17 protein-coding genes are annotated in these 14933 nt (G+C 56.7%); 11 read left to right on the plus strand and 6 right to left on the minus strand.

Translation table 11 applies throughout. The features are described 5' to 3' along the window. Window positions 1–95: 95 nt before the first annotated feature. The 8 genes from potF to ELK40_RS07660 all read left to right on the plus strand — a co-directional run bounded on the left by potF (window position 96) and on the right by ELK40_RS07660 (window position 8186). Window positions 96–1208: a spermidine/putrescine ABC transporter substrate-binding protein PotF gene (potF, locus tag ELK40_RS07625; protein ID WP_127730193.1), complete on the plus strand. Its 1113-nt coding sequence runs from the start codon at window positions 96–98 to the stop codon at window positions 1206–1208. A 98-nt stretch (window positions 1209–1306) separates the two neighbouring features. Continuing rightward, window positions 1307–2440, plus strand: a complete 1134-nt coding sequence (gene potG, locus ELK40_RS07630) for a putrescine ABC transporter ATP-binding subunit PotG (protein WP_024907855.1) — start codon at window positions 1307–1309, stop codon at window positions 2438–2440. A gap of 10 nt (window positions 2441–2450) precedes the next feature. Further along, window positions 2451–3404: a putrescine ABC transporter permease PotH gene (gene potH / locus ELK40_RS07635; protein WP_115874590.1), complete on the plus strand. Its 954-nt coding sequence runs from the start codon at window positions 2451–2453 to the stop codon at window positions 3402–3404. Then, the gene (gene potI, locus ELK40_RS07640) at window positions 3401–4246 is read left to right on the plus strand and encodes a putrescine ABC transporter permease PotI (RefSeq protein ID WP_100122374.1); all 846 of its coding nucleotides are present in this window, start codon (window positions 3401–3403) and stop codon (window positions 4244–4246) included. Before potH ends, potI begins: the two co-directional genes overlap by 4 nt. A gap of 65 nt (window positions 4247–4311) precedes the next feature. Continuing rightward, window positions 4312–4785 carry a YbjO family protein gene (locus tag ELK40_RS07645; protein WP_024907853.1) on the plus strand — a complete coding sequence of 158 codons (474 nt, stop codon included), beginning with the start codon at window positions 4312–4314 and terminating at the stop codon, window positions 4783–4785. A gap of 40 nt (window positions 4786–4825) precedes the next feature. After that, window positions 4826–5953 (plus strand): 23S rRNA (uracil(747)-C(5))-methyltransferase RlmC, encoded by a 1128-nt coding sequence (gene rlmC / locus ELK40_RS07650; protein WP_115874591.1) that lies wholly within the window; start codon window positions 4826–4828, stop codon window positions 5951–5953. Between the two features lie 72 nt (window positions 5954–6025). After that, window positions 6026–6733, plus strand: coding sequence for a response regulator transcription factor (locus tag ELK40_RS07655; RefSeq protein ID WP_115874592.1), 708 nt, complete (start codon window positions 6026–6028; stop codon window positions 6731–6733). Next, complete coding sequence (locus tag ELK40_RS07660; protein WP_127730195.1) at window positions 6717–8186, plus strand: ATP-binding protein; 1470 nt, start codon at window positions 6717–6719, stop codon at window positions 8184–8186. The genes ELK40_RS07655 and ELK40_RS07660 overlap by 17 nt, the downstream gene beginning before the upstream one ends. Before the next feature lie 80 nt (window positions 8187–8266). Here ELK40_RS07660 and artJ read toward each other — a convergent pair whose 3' ends face one another. The 6 genes from artJ to ELK40_RS07690 all read right to left on the minus strand — a co-directional run bounded on the left by artJ (window position 8267) and on the right by ELK40_RS07690 (window position 12787). Further along, on the minus strand, window positions 8267–8998 hold the full coding sequence (artJ, locus tag ELK40_RS07665) for an arginine ABC transporter substrate-binding protein ArtJ (RefSeq protein WP_127730197.1): 732 nt from the start codon (window positions 8996–8998) through the stop codon (window positions 8267–8269). Between the two features lie 173 nt (window positions 8999–9171). Next, window positions 9172–9840 carry an arginine ABC transporter permease ArtM gene (gene artM, locus ELK40_RS07670; protein ID WP_023310940.1) on the minus strand — a complete coding sequence of 223 codons (669 nt, stop codon included), beginning with the start codon at window positions 9838–9840 and terminating at the stop codon, window positions 9172–9174. Then, on the minus strand, window positions 9840–10556 hold the full coding sequence (artQ, locus tag ELK40_RS07675) for an arginine ABC transporter permease ArtQ (protein WP_008500033.1): 717 nt from the start codon (window positions 10554–10556) through the stop codon (window positions 9840–9842). Before artQ ends, artM begins: the two co-directional genes overlap by 1 nt. 6 nt (window positions 10557–10562) lie before the next feature. Next, window positions 10563–11294, minus strand: coding sequence for an arginine ABC transporter substrate-binding protein ArtI (artI, locus tag ELK40_RS07680; RefSeq protein WP_008500032.1), 732 nt, complete (start codon window positions 11292–11294; stop codon window positions 10563–10565). Window positions 11295–11313: 19 nt separating this feature from the next. Continuing rightward, window positions 11314–12042, minus strand: coding sequence for an arginine ABC transporter ATP-binding protein ArtP (artP, locus tag ELK40_RS07685; RefSeq protein ID WP_008500030.1), 729 nt, complete (start codon window positions 12040–12042; stop codon window positions 11314–11316). Window positions 12043–12268: 226 nt separating this feature from the next. Then, window positions 12269–12787, minus strand: coding sequence for a lipoprotein (locus ELK40_RS07690; RefSeq protein WP_059445567.1), 519 nt, complete (start codon window positions 12785–12787; stop codon window positions 12269–12271). A 97-nt stretch (window positions 12788–12884) separates the two neighbouring features. On the opposite strand from ELK40_RS07690, the gene ELK40_RS07695 reads away from it, so the two are divergent. From ELK40_RS07695 to ELK40_RS07705, 3 genes are all read left to right on the plus strand, one after another. Then, the gene (locus ELK40_RS07695; RefSeq protein ID WP_008500028.1) at window positions 12885–13208 is read left to right on the plus strand and encodes a heavy metal-binding domain-containing protein; all 324 of its coding nucleotides are present in this window, start codon (window positions 12885–12887) and stop codon (window positions 13206–13208) included. Next, the gene (locus ELK40_RS07700; RefSeq protein ID WP_127730199.1) at window positions 13205–14035 is read left to right on the plus strand and encodes an N-acetylmuramoyl-L-alanine amidase; all 831 of its coding nucleotides are present in this window, start codon (window positions 13205–13207) and stop codon (window positions 14033–14035) included. Before ELK40_RS07695 ends, ELK40_RS07700 begins: the two co-directional genes overlap by 4 nt. Window positions 14036–14305: 270 nt before the next feature. Then, complete coding sequence (locus ELK40_RS07705) at window positions 14306–14929, plus strand: helix-turn-helix domain-containing protein (protein WP_115874598.1); 624 nt, start codon at window positions 14306–14308, stop codon at window positions 14927–14929. Window positions 14930–14933: the final 4 nt, after the last annotated feature.

Raw genomic sequence — 14933 nt, forward strand, 5'->3', positions numbered from 1 at the left:
TTGAGCAGAGCGACAAACTATGCATGATTTTTGCATACATTCAGATTGCACAGTTTTAGTTCGTTTGTTAACGAGCTTTCAGAAGGAATAACACTATGATCGCCTTGAATAAAAAATGGTTATCGGGTCTGGTTGCGGGTGCTCTGATGGCCGTCTCTGCCGGCACGCTCGCTGCGGAACAAAAAACGCTGCACGTTTATAACTGGTCTGACTATATTGCGCCGGACACGGTGGCGAATTTTGAAAAAGAGACCGGCATTAAAGTCGTCTACGACGTGTTCGATTCCAACGAAGTGCTGGAAGGAAAACTGATGGCGGGCAGCACCGGGTTTGACCTCGTGGTGCCTTCCGCAAGCTTCCTCGAGCGTCAGCTGACGGCAGGCGTCTTCCAGCCGCTGGATAAGAGCAAGTTACCGAACTGGAAAAATCTCGATCCGGAAGTGCTGAAGCTGGTGGCTAAGCACGACCCGGACAACAAATACGCCATGCCTTACCTGTGGGCGACTACCGGTATCGGCTACAACGTCGATAAAGTCAAAGCCGCGCTGGGCCCGGACGTCAAGCTGGACAGCTGGGACGTGGTGCTGAAGCCGGAAAACCTTGAGAAGCTGAAAAGCTGCGGCGTCTCCTTCCTCGATGCGCCGGAAGAGATTTTCGCAACCGTGCTGAACTACCTGGGCAAAGATCCGAACAGCAATAAAGCCGATGATTACACCGGTCCGGCGACCGATCTGCTGCTGAAGCTGCGTCCAAACATTCGTTACTTCCACTCATCTCAGTACATCAACGACCTGGCGAACGGCGACATCTGCGTCGCGATCGGCTGGGCAGGGGACGTATGGCAGGCGGCTAACCGCGCGAAAGAGGCGAAAAACGGTGTGAACGTCTCCTACTTCATTCCGAAAGAAGGGGCGCTGGCCTTCTTCGACGTCTTCGCGATGCCGGCTGATGCGAAAAACAAAGATGAAGCGTATCAGTTCCTCAACTACCTGATGCGTCCTGAGGTGATCGCCCACATCAGCGACCACGTTTACTACGCGAACGGTAACAAGGCCTCCGTGCCGCTGGTGAGCGAAGAAATCCGTAATAACCAGGCTATCTATCCGCCAGCGGATGTGTTCGCCAAGCTCTTCACCCTGAAAGTCCAGGATCCAAAAATTGACCGCGTGCGTACTCGCGCGTGGACCAAGGTGAAAAGCGGTAAATAACCCTTTGTTACATGCCGGGCAAGCGAAGCGCTCCCGGCAACAGGCGCACCGTTCTGGTGCGCCTGCACCATGATTTGATTTCTGCCGGAGAGCACCCCGTGAATGACGCGATCCCCCGCCCGCAGGCGAAAGTCCGTAAAGCGCTGACCCCGCTTCTTGAAATTCGTAACCTCACCAAATCTTTCGATGGCCAGCATGCCGTGGACGACGTCAGCCTGACGATCTATAAAGGCGAGATTTTTGCTCTTCTGGGAGCTTCTGGCTGCGGTAAATCGACCCTGCTGCGTATGCTGGCCGGTTTTGAACAGCCCACCGCCGGGCAGATCATGCTCGATGGCGTGGATCTCTCCAGCGTACCGCCGTATCAGCGCCCGATTAACATGATGTTCCAGTCCTACGCGCTGTTCCCGCATATGACGGTGGAGCAGAACATCGCCTTTGGCCTGAAGCAGGACAAGCTGCCGAAGGCCGAAATTACCGCGCGCGTGGCCGAGATGCTGAGCCTGGTACACATGCAGGAGTTCGCGAAGCGTAAACCGCACCAGCTCTCCGGCGGCCAGCGCCAGCGCGTGGCCCTGGCCCGCAGCCTGGCAAAACGCCCGAAACTGCTGCTGCTCGATGAGCCGATGGGCGCGCTGGATAAAAAGCTGCGCGACCGTATGCAGCTTGAAGTGGTCGATATCCTCGAGCGCGTGGGCGTGACCTGCGTGATGGTCACCCACGACCAGGAAGAGGCCATGACCATGGCCGGACGTATCGCGATCATGAACCGCGGGAAGTTCGTGCAGATTGGCGAGCCGGAAGAGATTTATGAGCATCCAACCACCCGCTACAGCGCGGAGTTCATCGGCTCGGTCAACGTCTTCGAAGGGCTGCTGAAAGATCGTCAGGAAGATGGTCTGGTCATCGAATCGCCGGGGCTGCAGCATCCGCTGAAGGTCGATCCGGATAACTCCGTGGTGGATAACGTGCCGGTCTACGTCGCGCTGCGTCCGGAGAAGATCATGCTCTGTGAGGATCCGCCTGCCGATGGCTATAACTTTGCCGTCGGCGAAGTGGTGCACATTGCCTATCTTGGCGACCTCTCCATCTATCACGTGCGCCTGAAAAGCGGGCAGATGCTCAGCGCGCAGTTACAGAACGAACATCGCTACCGCAAGGGGCAGCCGACCTGGGGCGACGAAGTGCGCCTGTGTTGGGATGCAGACAGTTGCGTTGTGCTGACGGTATAAGGAGCGGCCAATGAGTACACTTGAACCTCCAGCCCGCGCAGGCAAACCGGGCGGTTTTGCCCAGTGGCTGACGCGAATGCAGATGAAACACGGCCGCAAGCTGGTGATCGCCATGCCGTACGTGTGGCTGATCCTGCTGTTCCTGCTGCCGTTCCTGATTGTTTTCAAGATAAGCCTGGCGGAAATGGCGCGGGCAATCCCGCCTTACACCAACCTGCTGGACTGGGCCGACGGGCAGCTGACGCTGACCTTAAACCTGGGTAACTTCCTGCAGCTCACCGACGACCCGCTCTATTTCGAAGCCTATCTGCAGTCGCTGCAGGTGGCGGCCATCTCGACGCTCTGCTGTCTGGTGATGGGCTACCCGCTGGCGTGGGCGGTGGCGCACAGTAAGCCGTCGACCCGCAACATCCTGCTGCTGCTGGTAATCTTACCGTCGTGGACCTCGTTCCTGATCCGCGTTTACGCCTGGATGGGGATCCTGAAAAACAACGGCGTGCTGAACAACTTCCTGATGTGGCTCGGGGTTATCGATCAGCCCCTGACGATCCTGCACACCAACCTCGCGGTCTATATCGGTATTGTGTACGCCTATCTGCCGTTTATGGTGCTGCCGATCTACACGGCGCTGACCCGTATCGACTACTCGCTGGTGGAAGCGTCGCTCGATCTCGGCGCCCGTCCGTTAAAAACCTTCTTCAGCGTCATCGTCCCGCTGACCAAAGGCGGCATTATTGCCGGGTCGATGCTGGTCTTTATCCCGGCGGTGGGGGAGTTTGTGATCCCGGAACTGCTCGGCGGGCCAGACAGCATCATGATTGGTCGCGTGCTGTGGCAGGAGTTCTTCAATAACCGCGACTGGCCGGTGGCGTCAGCGGTGGCGATTATCATGTTACTGCTGCTGATCGTGCCGATCATGTGGTTCCACAAGCATCAGCAGAAACAGATGGGAGATCGCGGATGAACAACTTACCGGTAGTGCGCTCCCCGTGGCGAATCGCGATCCTGGTGATCGGCTTTACCTTCCTGTATGCGCCGATGCTGATGCTGGTGATCTATTCGTTTAACAGCTCCAAGCTGGTGACGGTCTGGGCAGGCTGGTCGACGCGCTGGTACAGCGAGCTGTTCCACGATGATGCAATGATGAGCGCGGTGGGGCTGAGCCTGACCATTGCGGCGCTGGCGGCGACCATGGCGTCAGTGCTGGGCACGATCGCCGCGCTGGTGATGGTGCGTTTCGGGCGTTTTCGCGGTTCGAACGGCTTCGCCTTTATGATTACCGCCCCGCTGGTCATGCCGGACGTGATCACCGGTCTCGCGCTGCTGCTTCTGTTCGTGGCCATGGCGCATGCCATCGGCTGGCCGGCAGATCGCGGCATGCTCACCATCTGGCTGGCGCACGTCACTTTCTGTACGGCCTACGTAGCGGTAGTGATCTCCTCGCGCCTGCGCGAGCTGGATCGCTCCATTGAAGAGGCGGCGATGGATCTCGGCGCGACGCCGCTGAAGGTCTTTTTCATCATCACCCTGCCGATGATTATGCCGGCGGTGATCTCCGGCTGGCTGCTGGCGTTTACCCTGTCGCTCGACGATCTGGTGATCGCCAGCTTTGTTTCCGGCCCGGGGGCGACCACGCTGCCGATGCTGGTCTTCTCCAGCGTGCGTATGGGGGTCAACCCGGAGATCAACGCCCTGGCCTCTATCATCCTCGGCGTGGTCGGAATTGTCGGATTTATCGCCTGGTATTTGATGGCGCGCGCGGAAAAACAGCGCGTGCGCGATATCCAGCGTGCAAGACGCGGCTGAAGGATTTAAAATTTCCAGTGATGTGCCGCGCATGACGCGGCACTGTTTTTCAGGGAAGTAAAACATTGGGATTATTAAAAAAATCACGTATTACGCACGCGCGTCCTAACGTACCTGCACTGGTTCAGGTGGCGGCGCTCGCCATTATTATGATCCGCTGCCTGGACGTGCTGATGATTCTCAACACCCTGGGCGTGCGCGGCATCGGTGAATTCATTCACCGCAGCGTGCAGACGTGGAATCTGACGCTGGTCTTTTTGAGCAGCCTAGTGCTGGTGTTTATCGAGATCTACTGCGCGTTTTCGCTGGTTAAAGGGCGCAACTGGGCGCGATGGGTCTATCTGCTGACGCAAATTACCGCCGCAAGCTATCTGTGGGCCGCCTCGCTGGGGTATGGCTACCCGGAGCTGTTCAGCATCGCCGGTGAATCCAAACGGGAGATCCTGCGCGCGCTATTTATGCAAAAACTGCCGGACATGCTGGTGCTTTTTCTACTCTTCGTTCCGGCTTCCAGTCGGAGATTCTTCCGCCTGCAATAATGTGTATAATCGCAGCCCTCGTGATATTTAAGGTTTTAATATGCAGTGCGCACTTTATGACGCAGGACGCTGCCGCTCCTGTCAGTGGATAGAACAGCCGGTCCCTCAACAGCTCACCGCCAAAATGGCCGACCTGCAACAGCTGCTGGCAGAACACGCGGTGGGCGAGTGGTGCGCACCCGTCAGCGGCCCTGAACAGGGTTTTCGCAATAAAGCCAAAATGGTGGTCAGCGGCAGCGTAGAAAAACCGCTGCTGGGGATGCTGCACCGCGACGGCACGCCGGAAGACTTAACCGACTGCCCGCTGTATCCCGACTCGTTTGAGCCTGTCTTTGCCGCACTGAAACCGTTTATCGCGCGGGCGGGCTTAACGCCCTACAGCGTGGCCCGCAAGCGCGGCGAGCTGAAATACCTTCTGCTAACGGAAAGCCAGAAAGACGGCGGCATGATGCTGCGCTTCGTGCTGCGCTCTGAAACCAAGCTGGAGCAGCTGCGCGCGGCGCTGCCGTGGCTGCAGGCGCAGCTTCCTCAGCTGAAGGTCATTACGGCAAACATTCAGCCCGTGCATATGGCAATCATGGAAGGGGAGAAAGAGATTTTCTTCACCGACCAGCACGCGCTGGCCGAAAGCTTCAATGGGGTGCCGCTGTGGATCCGCCCGCAAAGCTTCTTCCAGACCAACCCGACCGTGGCAAGCAGCCTGTACGCCGCCGCCCGCGACTGGGTTCGTGCGTTGAACGTTCACCACATGTGGGATCTCTTCTGCGGCGTGGGCGGTTTTGGCCTGCACTGCGCCACGCCGGAGATGCAGCTCACCGGCATTGAGATCTCTGCCGAAGCGATTGCCTGCGCGAAGCAGTCCGCCGCCGAGCTGGGGTTAACGAATCTGCACTTCCAGGCGCTCGACTCCACGCAGTTCGCGACCGGCCAGGGCAACGTGCCTGAGCTGGTGCTGGTCAACCCGCCGCGCCGCGGCATCGGCAATGCGCTGTGCGACTATCTGAGCCAGATGGCACCGGAATACATCATCTATTCCAGCTGCAACGCGCAGACCATGGCAAAAGACATTGCGCAACTACCGGGCTATCGCGTTGAACGCGTTCAGCTTTTTGATATGTTCCCGCACACCGCGCACTATGAAGTGCTGACGTTGCTCGTAAAATCTTAAACAAAATGTGAACTCTTCATCCCGGCGAAATCAGGTAAGCTTACGTCATAAGAAATGAATGAAGGCTTACCCATGAAGCAGATCCTGCTGGTGGAAGACGACCACGATATCGCGGCGCTTCTGCGACTCAATTTAGAAGACGAAGGCTATGCCATCACCCACGAACCCGACGGGGGCAAAGCCCTGCAGCGTCTTGAAGCTCAGACGTGGGACGCGGTGATCCTCGACCTGATGCTGCCCAGCGTTGACGGCCTGGAGATTTGCCGCCGCATCCGTCAGATGACGCGCTACCTGCCGGTGATCATCATCAGCGCCCGCAGCAGTGAAACCGACCGCATCACCGGGCTGGAAACCGGCGCCGATGACTATCTGGCAAAACCGTTCTCCGTGCAGGAGCTGATTGCGCGCATCAAAGCGCTGTTCCGTCGCCAGCAGGCGATGGGGCAGGCGCAAACCGACGGTCAAATTCAGGCTCACGGACTGACCATCGATCCGCTGGCGCGCAGCGTGCTGCTTCACGGCCAGGTGGTGGATCTCACCCCGCGCGAGTTCGAACTGCTCTACTTCTTTGCCCGTCATCCCGGCGAGGTGTTCTCCCGTCTGGCGCTGCTGGAGCAGGTCTGGGGCTACCAGCACGAAGGCTATGAGCACACCGTCAACACCCATATTAACCGCCTGCGCATCAAGATTGAGAAGGACGCCGCCGAGCCGGAGATTATTCGCACCGTCTGGGGCAAGGGCTACAAATTTGCGGAGCCAAATCATGATGCGCCGCTTTAGCCTGAGCCAGCGCCTGACGCTGCTCTTCATCCTGCTGATGATGCTCTGCGCCGCCGTCGCCTGCGTGGTACAGCTCTACAGCAGCATGCAGTACGGTAATGCGATGGTGCAGCGTTTGTCGGGCGGGCTGGCGCAGCAGATCGTTCAGCGCGAACCAATTCTGGACGCGCAGGGCAGGGTCGACAGCAGCGCGCTGAAACCGCTGTTTGGCCGGCTGATGACCTTTAATCCGAGCGTTGAGCTGTACGTTATCTCTCCTGACGGCGATATCCTCGCCGATGCCGCACCGCCGGGCCATATTCAGCGGCAAAAAATCGATCTGGCTCCGGTGCAGAGCTTCCTGAGCGGCACCGCCATGCCGGTTTTGGGCGACGATCCGCGCAGTCAAAATCAAAAAGTCTTTAGCGCCACGCCGCTGCGGCAGGACGGCGAGCTAAAAGGCTATCTGTACATTATTTTGCAGGGCGAGGAGTCAAATGCTCTTGCGGAGATGGCCTGGCATAAGGCGCTGTGGAGTACCGTCCTGTGGTCACTGCTGTGGGTCGCGCTGTTTGGCCTGCTGGCCGGTTTACTGGTCTGGTACTGGGTCACGCGCCCGGTTAAACAGCTGACGGTGGAGGTCGCCGGGCTGGAGCAGGACAGCATAAGCGCTATCAGACAGCTGGCGGCACAGACGCCGGACGCGGCGGCAAAAGATGAGGTGGCGATCCTGCGCAACAGTTTTATCGAGCTGACGCGCAAAATCACCCAGCAGTGGGATCGGCTGGCCGACAGCGATCGCCAGCGCCGGGAGTTTATCGCCAACATTTCGCACGATCTCCGCACGCCGCTGACCTCGCTGCTGGGCTATCTCGAAACCCTGTCGCTCAAATCCGCCACGCTGACGCCGCAGGAGCACCAGCAGTATCTCGTCACCGCTCTGCGCCAGGGACAAAAGGTCCGTCATCTTTCTCAGCAGCTGTTTGAGCTGGCGCGCCTGGAGTACGGCGGTATTAAACCCCAGCGCGAGCGGTTCGCGATGGGAGAGCTGATTTCCGACGTGGCGCAGAAGTTTGAGCTCACCGCCCGTACGCGAGAGGTCAACCTGCATATTGACGTGCCGGGGCCGCTGCCGCTGATAAACGCCGATGTGTCGATGATTGAACGCGTGGTGACCAACCTGCTGGATAACGCGATGCGCCATACGCCTGGCGGCGGGGAGATTCGCCTGGCGGTGTGGCAAGAAAATGAACGGCTGCAGGTTGAAGTCTCCGACAGCGGAGCGGGCGTGGATGCCTCGCTGCGCGACGATTTGTTCCAGCGGCCGTCGGCGCTCAATACTCAGGCGTCGAGAGAGAATCGCGGCGGGTTGGGGCTGCTGATTGTGAAACGGATGCTGGAGCTGCACGGGGGCGGGATCAGGCTGATGGAGTCGGCGAGCGGGGCACGGTTCAGGTTCTTTGTCCCACTCTGAGAAATTGCCGGGTGGCGGCTTCGCCTTACCCGGCCTACAGACTACCACCCCCGTAGGCCGAGCCACCCGGCAAAAAAATCTTACTGCGGGAACCACTGCTCGCTAATTTTCTGGTAAGTACCGTCTGCTTTAATCGCTTTCAGCGCACCGTTCAGTTTTTCCAGCAGGGCTTTGTTATCCGGACGTACCGCGATACCCAGACCCGTGCCGAAGTACTGTGGATCGGTCACTTTCTCGGTAGCCGTGCCCAGCTGCGGATTGGTTTTCAGCCACTCGTTCACCACGGCGGTATCGCCGAAGACGCCGTCGATACGGCCATTTTTCAGGTCGATAATCGCGTTCTGGTAGCTGTCATAGGCCACGGTTTTCACTTCAGGATGTTTGTCCTGCAGGTATTTCTGGTGCGTGGTGCCGTTTTCCATCCCGATGCGTTTGCCTTTCAGCTGATCGAATGAGGTATAAGCGCCTTTCTTCGCAATCACCACCGCCGAGTTGGCGTAGTACGGGTCGGTGAACGCGACCTGCTTGCTGCGCTCAGGCGTGATGTCCATCCCGGAGATCACCGCGTCGTATTTTTTGAACTTCAGCGACGGGATCAGGCTGTCAAAAGCATGGTTAGTAAAGGTGCAGTCGGCCTGCATCTGTTTGCACAGCGCTTTCGCCAGGTCGATATCGAAACCGACGATCTGGTTGCTGGCATCCAGCGACTCAAACGGCGGATAGGTGGCGGACACGCCGAAATTGATTTTTTCCGCAGCGGATGCGCCAGCGGCGAAGGTGGCGAGTAATGCGCCCAGAACTAACTTTTTCATTGTAATGCTCCCGTCTGTCTTATTGATGCGCCGTGTCTGCGGCCTGGATGTACAATGCCAGTTAATGAATTTATATGCAATAAAAATGATTAAGTATTATTTTTATCGCAAAAAAAAGCGGATAACCCATCAGGTTACCCGCTTCATGAATACCGTTTTATGCGCTTGCGTGGTTAATTCCTGCGCTCAAACGCCAGCGCTTTACGCTCGATCAGGCGCATCATCAGCGTCAGCAGACCGTTCACCACCAGATACACCACGCCCGCCGCGCCGAACACCATCACGTCATAGGTGCGCCCGTACAGCAGCTGTCCGTGACCCATCACTTCCATCAGGGTGATGGTGTAGGCCAGCGAGGTACTCTTGAATACCAGCACCACTTCGTTGGAATAGGAGGAGAGGGCGCGCTTAAAGGCGTACGGCAGCAGGATCGCCAGCGTGTCTTTCTTGCTCATGCCCAGCGCCCCGCAGGACTGCCACTGGCCTTCCGGGATGGCGCGGATCGCTCCGTAGAACAGCTGGGTGGTATAGGCCGCGCTGTTCAGCGAAAGGGCAATCAGGGCACACAGCCACGGCTCAGAGAGCAGATGCCAGATAACCGGATACTCCTGCAGCGACGGGAACTGGCCCGGGCCGTAGTAAATCAGGAAGATCTGCACCAGCAGCGGCGTACCGGTAAACAGGGTGATGTACCCGCGCACAATCCACACCAGCACCGGCGTTTTCAGCGTCAGGATGATGGTGAAGATAAGGGCCAGGATCAGCGCCACGATAATGGACGCCACGGTCAGCGTCAGGCTGGTGTGCAGCCCTTTCATCAACTCGGGAAAGTATTCAAGCATCAGCCTGGTCTCCGTTCAAAGCGCGTCGCTCGCAGGTCAATACGCTTGAGGATGTACTGACTGAGTAACGTGATCACCAGGTAGATCGCCGCCGCCACAATGTACCAGGTAAACGGCTCCTGGGTACGGGTGGCGATGCTTTTGGTTTGCAGCATCAAATCGTTAACGCTAATCAGGCTCACCAGCGCGGTATCTTTCAGCAGCACCAGCCACTGGTTGCCGAGCCCCGGCAGGGCATGGCGCCACATCTGCGGCATCACCAGACGGAAGAAGATGGCGGATTTCGATAAGCCTAACGCCTGACCCGATTCCCATTGTCCCTGCGGCACGGCTTTCAGCGCACCGCGCAGGGTTTGCGACGCGTACGCGGAGTAGAGCAGGGAGAGGGCAATCACCCCGCACAGGAACGGGCTGACGTCGAAGTTGTCGATCTGCATCTGCACAGGGATCTGCGCAAAGCCAAGATTGATCGTGAAGCCGTCCGACAGCGTGAGCAGCAGCTGTGAGGAGCCGAAATAGATAAACAGGACCACCAGAATTTCCGGTAGCCCACGCAGCACGGTGACCAGCGCGGAGCCTGTCCAGGCGACGGGGAACCATTTCGCGGATTCCCACACCGCAAAGAACATCGCCAGCACGAGGCCGATAATCAGTGCGCAAACGGCAAGGCCGACGGTCATCCCGGCGGCGCTTGCTAAAGGAAAAATTTCATTCATCAGGAATTACTTCTGGAACCATTTTTTGTAGATGGTTTCGTAGGTGCCGTCTTTCTTCACTTTTTCCAGCGCAGCGTTGAATTTCTGCTGCAGCTCAGTGTTGCCCTGACGAACGGCAATCCCCAGACCGGTACCGAAGTAATCCTTATCGGTCACTTTGTCGCCCACTGGCGCCAGCTTGTCGTTGGCTTTCAGCCACTCGGTCACGACAGCGGTATCGCCAAATACGCCGTCGATACGGCCATTTTGCAGATCCAGCTTCGCGTTCTGGTAGCTGTCATACGGAACGGTGGTGATTTCCGGATGCTTATCCATGATGAATTTCTGGTGCGTGGTGCCGTTCTGCACGCCCACTTTTTTGCCTTTCAGCTGATCGACAGAGGTGAATTTGCCTTTCTGACCAATGAACAGGGCAGAGTTGTCGTAGTAAGGGGTGGTGAACAGCACCTGCTTTTCACGCTCCGGGGTGATGTCCATACCGGCCATCACGGCGTCGATACGGCGGAACTTCAGGCTTGGGATCAGGCTGTCGAACGCCTGGTTGCTGAAGGTACAGGTCGCATCGATCTCTTTACACAGGGCGTTAGCCAGATCCACGTCGAAGCCAACAATTTTGTTGTTCGCATCGATGGACTCAAACGGAGGGTAAGAGGCTTCCGTAGCAAAACGAATGGTCTGAGCTGCGGTAGCGGAAAGGGTAACGCCAGCAAGCAGCACGGCAAGTAATACTTTTTTCATTATATTTCCCCTGACACAATCAATGAGATAAATAGTTTTTGAAGGCATCGGTTTGCGGGTTAGCGAAGCAGCTCGCATCACCTTGCTCAACGATATACCCGTTTTCCATGTAGACCACACGGCTGGCGGTTTTGCGCGCCACTTCCACTTCATGGGTGACGATAACCTGCGTAATGTTGGTTTCCGCCAGCTCGCGAATGATGCTCACGATCTGGGCGGTGATTTCCGGATCCAGCGCCGCGGTCGGTTCATCAAACAGCAGTACCGCGGGCTCCATCATCAGCGCACGGGCAATGGCCACGCGCTGCTGCTGACCACCGGACAGGTGCAGCGGGTAGCGGTCGCTGTAGGGCTTAAGGCGCAGACGCTCCAGCAGCTTTTCGGCACGGGCGATCGCCTGATCCTTGCTTAACCCCAGCACGCGGCACGGGGCTTCAATCAGGTTCTGCAGCACGGTCAGGTGCGGCCAGAGATTGTATTGCTGGAAGACCATGCCGACGTTTTGACGCAGCTCGCGAATCGCTTTATCAGACGGCGTCTTCGCGAAATCAAAGTGGTTACCGGCAATCGCCAGCGTACCTGAACGGGGCATTTCAAGCAGATTAAGGACGCGCAGAAGGGAGCTTTTGCCTGCACCGCTTGGGCCAAGCAAAACCAGCGTTTCGCCTTCCGGGCAGTTCAGCGTGATGTCAAACAGCGCCTGGTGTGCGCCGTAGAAGCAGTTAATGCCGTTTAGTTTAATACTCATCGGGGCAGTCTTTACTCATCCAGGCAATCTATAGCAATTGAGGCCGCAGATAGTACCGTTGACAGAATAGTTATGCAATATTTCTGCGTTAAAAGTTAAATATAACCCGTATTTCCTCTTAAACATAGCACAAAATAGCGAACGGCAAGGTCGGCGAGTATAAATGTCGGCATTCCGCAAGAAATGCCGCACATTTTACGGGGGTTACCAGGTTATATCGGCGGGTTTAGCGATTTTCAATCGACTGGCGCAGCGTGCCTGCCGGGGCATGAACGCTGCCGCCCACGTAGCGCACGTCGTCTACCGCCCAGCACTGTCCTTCACGGATCATCAGCACTTCATCCTGCCAGGTTTGGGTTCCCTGCGTCAGCTTCACGCGCAGCGGAATATTGCGGGCATCCGTGTTCGGAATGGTTGACGCGCTCGCCACTTCGGCGCTGTCCGGCAGCGTGGCGCGGCTGGAGAACGGATCGGATTTCAGCAGGGCGTTATGCTGCGGATCGCGGGTGGCATCGTTAAGCAGTTTTGCCAGACCATCGCTCAGATACGGGCGCAGGCCGGTGAGATCGTTGCTGCGGTGCTGAATGCGATAATCATAGAACTGCTGCGCCACGGTGTCCGGGCCACCCTCAATGCAGGGGCCGCTGCGTGTACCGATATCCTTAAAGGCAGGCGTGACCGTGGTGGTACAGGCGCTGAGGACCAGCGCGCAGGGCACTAAAAGTGTTAAAGCTGAATAGCGCATGTTGATTTCCTTATTTATTAACTATCCTTTCAATCATAGCGTAACGAACCGATAATGCTGTGCCTAAGGCATTGAACGCTAAAGAAGGAGAGAAACCATGCAGTTTTCAACAACGCCAACCCTGGAAGGGCAGACCATCACCGAGTACTGCGGCGTGGTCACCGGTGAAGCGATTCTCGGTGCCAATATCTTCCGTGACTTTTTTGCCGGCATCCGCGATATCGTTGGCGGCCGCTCGGGAGCATATGAAAAAGAGCTGCGTAAAGCGCGTGAAATCGCCTTTAAAGAGCTTGGCGAGCAGGCGGAAGCCCTCGGCGCTGATGCGGTCGTGGGGATTGATATCGACTACGAAACGGTCGGGAAAGATGGCAGCATGCTGATGGTGAGCGTAAGCGGTACGGCGGTGAAAACCCTGAGATGAGGCGTTCGTTTGCCGCGCTCCTGCTGGCGTTGCTGCTGGCAGGATGCGCCACGGAAAAAGGGGTTATCGACAAAGGCGCCTACGAGCTGGATACGCGTCATCAGGCTCAGGCGGCTTATCCGCGCATCAAGGTGCTGGTGATCCACTACACCGCGGATGATTTTGACAGCTCGCTGGCCACGCTGACGGATAAAAACGTCAGCTCTCACTATTTGATCCCTGCCAGGCCTCCCGCACCGGACGGTAAGCCGCGCATCTGGCAGCTGGTACCCGAGAGCGAACTGGCCTGGCATGCGGGCATCAGCTTCTGGCGCGGCACCAACCGCATCAATGATACGTCTGTCGGCATTGAGCTGGAGAACCGTGGCTGGCAAAAAACGTCGGGCGTTAAGCGCTTTACCCCTTTTGAGCCAGCGCAGATTGCGGCGCTGGTGCCGCTCGCCAAAGACATTATCACCCGCTACAACATCAAACCTGAAAATGTGGTGGCCCATTCTGATATTGCCCCGCAGCGCAAAGACGATCCCGGCCCGCTGTTCCCCTGGCGTCAGCTGGCGCTGCAGGGGATTGGCGCATGGCCCGACCCGGCGCGGGTGGCGTTTTACCTGAACGGCAAGCCGCGAGATGAGCTTGTGGAGCCGAAGGTGCTGCTCGATCTGCTGGCGCGCTACGGCTATGAGGTGACCGATAACATGACGAACGCACAGCAGAAGCGCGTGATCGTCGCGTTTCAGATGCATTTTCGCCCGGCGCGCTGGGACGGCGTGGCCGATCGCGAAACGCTGGCAATCGCGGAGGCGCTGTTAGAGCGCTACGGGCAGGGGTAATCCCTCGGGTTACCCGACTCCACTTTTACACGGTCTCCTTTTGGACTAATTTTCTAATCACATTTGCGGCGTAAATGTTTTATAGTTTCCTCAGTCGAAATTACTCGCAAACGTGGTTGACAATCTATCAGCACGGCAAATAAGAAATAGGGATGTGCTAGCGTCTTAGCCTGGCTTAGCTTTACTTTACATTTATTAAATGGACTACGCATTTTTGCGCTGTGATTGCACACGTTCACCTTTTTCAATTTAATATTAATGGGTATAACTATGTTAAGTATCTACAGTAAAAATAGCCGTCCACAAGAAGAACTTGACGCCATTATCGCGGCAACTGAAGGTTTTGAAGAAAGAACCTTACGCAAATGGCAGCGTATCAGTACCGAGAACAACGAAGATATCCATTTTATCATTAGCGGTGAAGTTGAATTCCGCCGCAAGTCGGATGAACTGTGTGTATTCACCTTACAGAATAAATGTATTTTCGGTCTCTCCTCTATTTATTACAATTCAGCGCATATGTACGGTCTGGTGCGTGCAAATACCGTGGTGCGCACTATTAAAAAGGATGATTTTTTCCGTCTGATGAGCGAAAAAAACCTGTGGGAAGCCTTGAGTAAAGTCCTCTCCTGGTATATTTGCCTGCTCAGCAAGCGTGACGAAGTGTTGGTCGCCCGTAGCGCGTACTCGATTGTTCGCGAGTTCTTGCTGGAAATTAACGAACTGATGGTACATCATCAGCGCGATATCAATGTTTACGACTATATTCAGGAATATACCAGTCTGGCCCGGAGTACCATTATTAAAATCCTCGCAGACCTGAAAAAAGGTAATTATATCCAGGTTGATAAAGGTCGTCTTATGTATTTGTCGACGTTGCCGGAAAAATATTAATCGC

It is taken from the genome of Enterobacter sp. N18-03635, from assembly GCF_004006055.1.
GTDB lineage: Bacteria > Pseudomonadota > Gammaproteobacteria > Enterobacterales > Enterobacteriaceae > Enterobacter > Enterobacter vonholyi.

Coding starts and splice junctions, on each gene's coding strand:
- ELK40_RS07700 (WP_127730199.1), top strand. CDS start 13,205: ATGAGGCGTTCGTTTGCCGCGCTCCTGCTGGCGTTGCTGCTGGCAGGA.
- ELK40_RS07690 (WP_059445567.1), bottom strand. CDS start 12,787: ATGCGCTATTCAGCTTTAACACTTTTAGTGCCCTGCGCGCTGGTCCTC.
- potI (WP_100122374.1), top strand. CDS start 3,401: ATGAACAACTTACCGGTAGTGCGCTCCCCGTGGCGAATCGCGATCCTG.
- potF (WP_127730193.1), top strand. CDS start 96: ATGATCGCCTTGAATAAAAAATGGTTATCGGGTCTGGTTGCGGGTGCT.
- ELK40_RS07655 (WP_115874592.1), top strand. CDS start 6,026: ATGAAGCAGATCCTGCTGGTGGAAGACGACCACGATATCGCGGCGCTT.
- artP (WP_008500030.1), bottom strand. CDS start 12,042: ATGAGTATTAAACTAAACGGCATTAACTGCTTCTACGGCGCACACCAG.
- artI (WP_008500032.1), bottom strand. CDS start 11,294: ATGAAAAAAGTATTACTTGCCGTGCTGCTTGCTGGCGTTACCCTTTCC.
- ELK40_RS07660 (WP_127730195.1), top strand. CDS start 6,717: ATGATGCGCCGCTTTAGCCTGAGCCAGCGCCTGACGCTGCTCTTCATC.
- artJ (WP_127730197.1), bottom strand. CDS start 8,998: ATGAAAAAGTTAGTTCTGGGCGCATTACTCGCCACCTTCGCCGCTGGC.
- ELK40_RS07705 (WP_115874598.1), top strand. CDS start 14,306: ATGTTAAGTATCTACAGTAAAAATAGCCGTCCACAAGAAGAACTTGAC.
- rlmC (WP_115874591.1), top strand. CDS start 4,826: ATGCAGTGCGCACTTTATGACGCAGGACGCTGCCGCTCCTGTCAGTGG.
- potH (WP_115874590.1), top strand. CDS start 2,451: ATGAGTACACTTGAACCTCCAGCCCGCGCAGGCAAACCGGGCGGTTTT.
- ELK40_RS07695 (WP_008500028.1), top strand. CDS start 12,885: ATGCAGTTTTCAACAACGCCAACCCTGGAAGGGCAGACCATCACCGAG.
- artQ (WP_008500033.1), bottom strand. CDS start 10,556: ATGAATGAAATTTTTCCTTTAGCAAGCGCCGCCGGGATGACCGTCGGC.
- artM (WP_023310940.1), bottom strand. CDS start 9,840: ATGCTTGAATACTTTCCCGAGTTGATGAAAGGGCTGCACACCAGCCTG.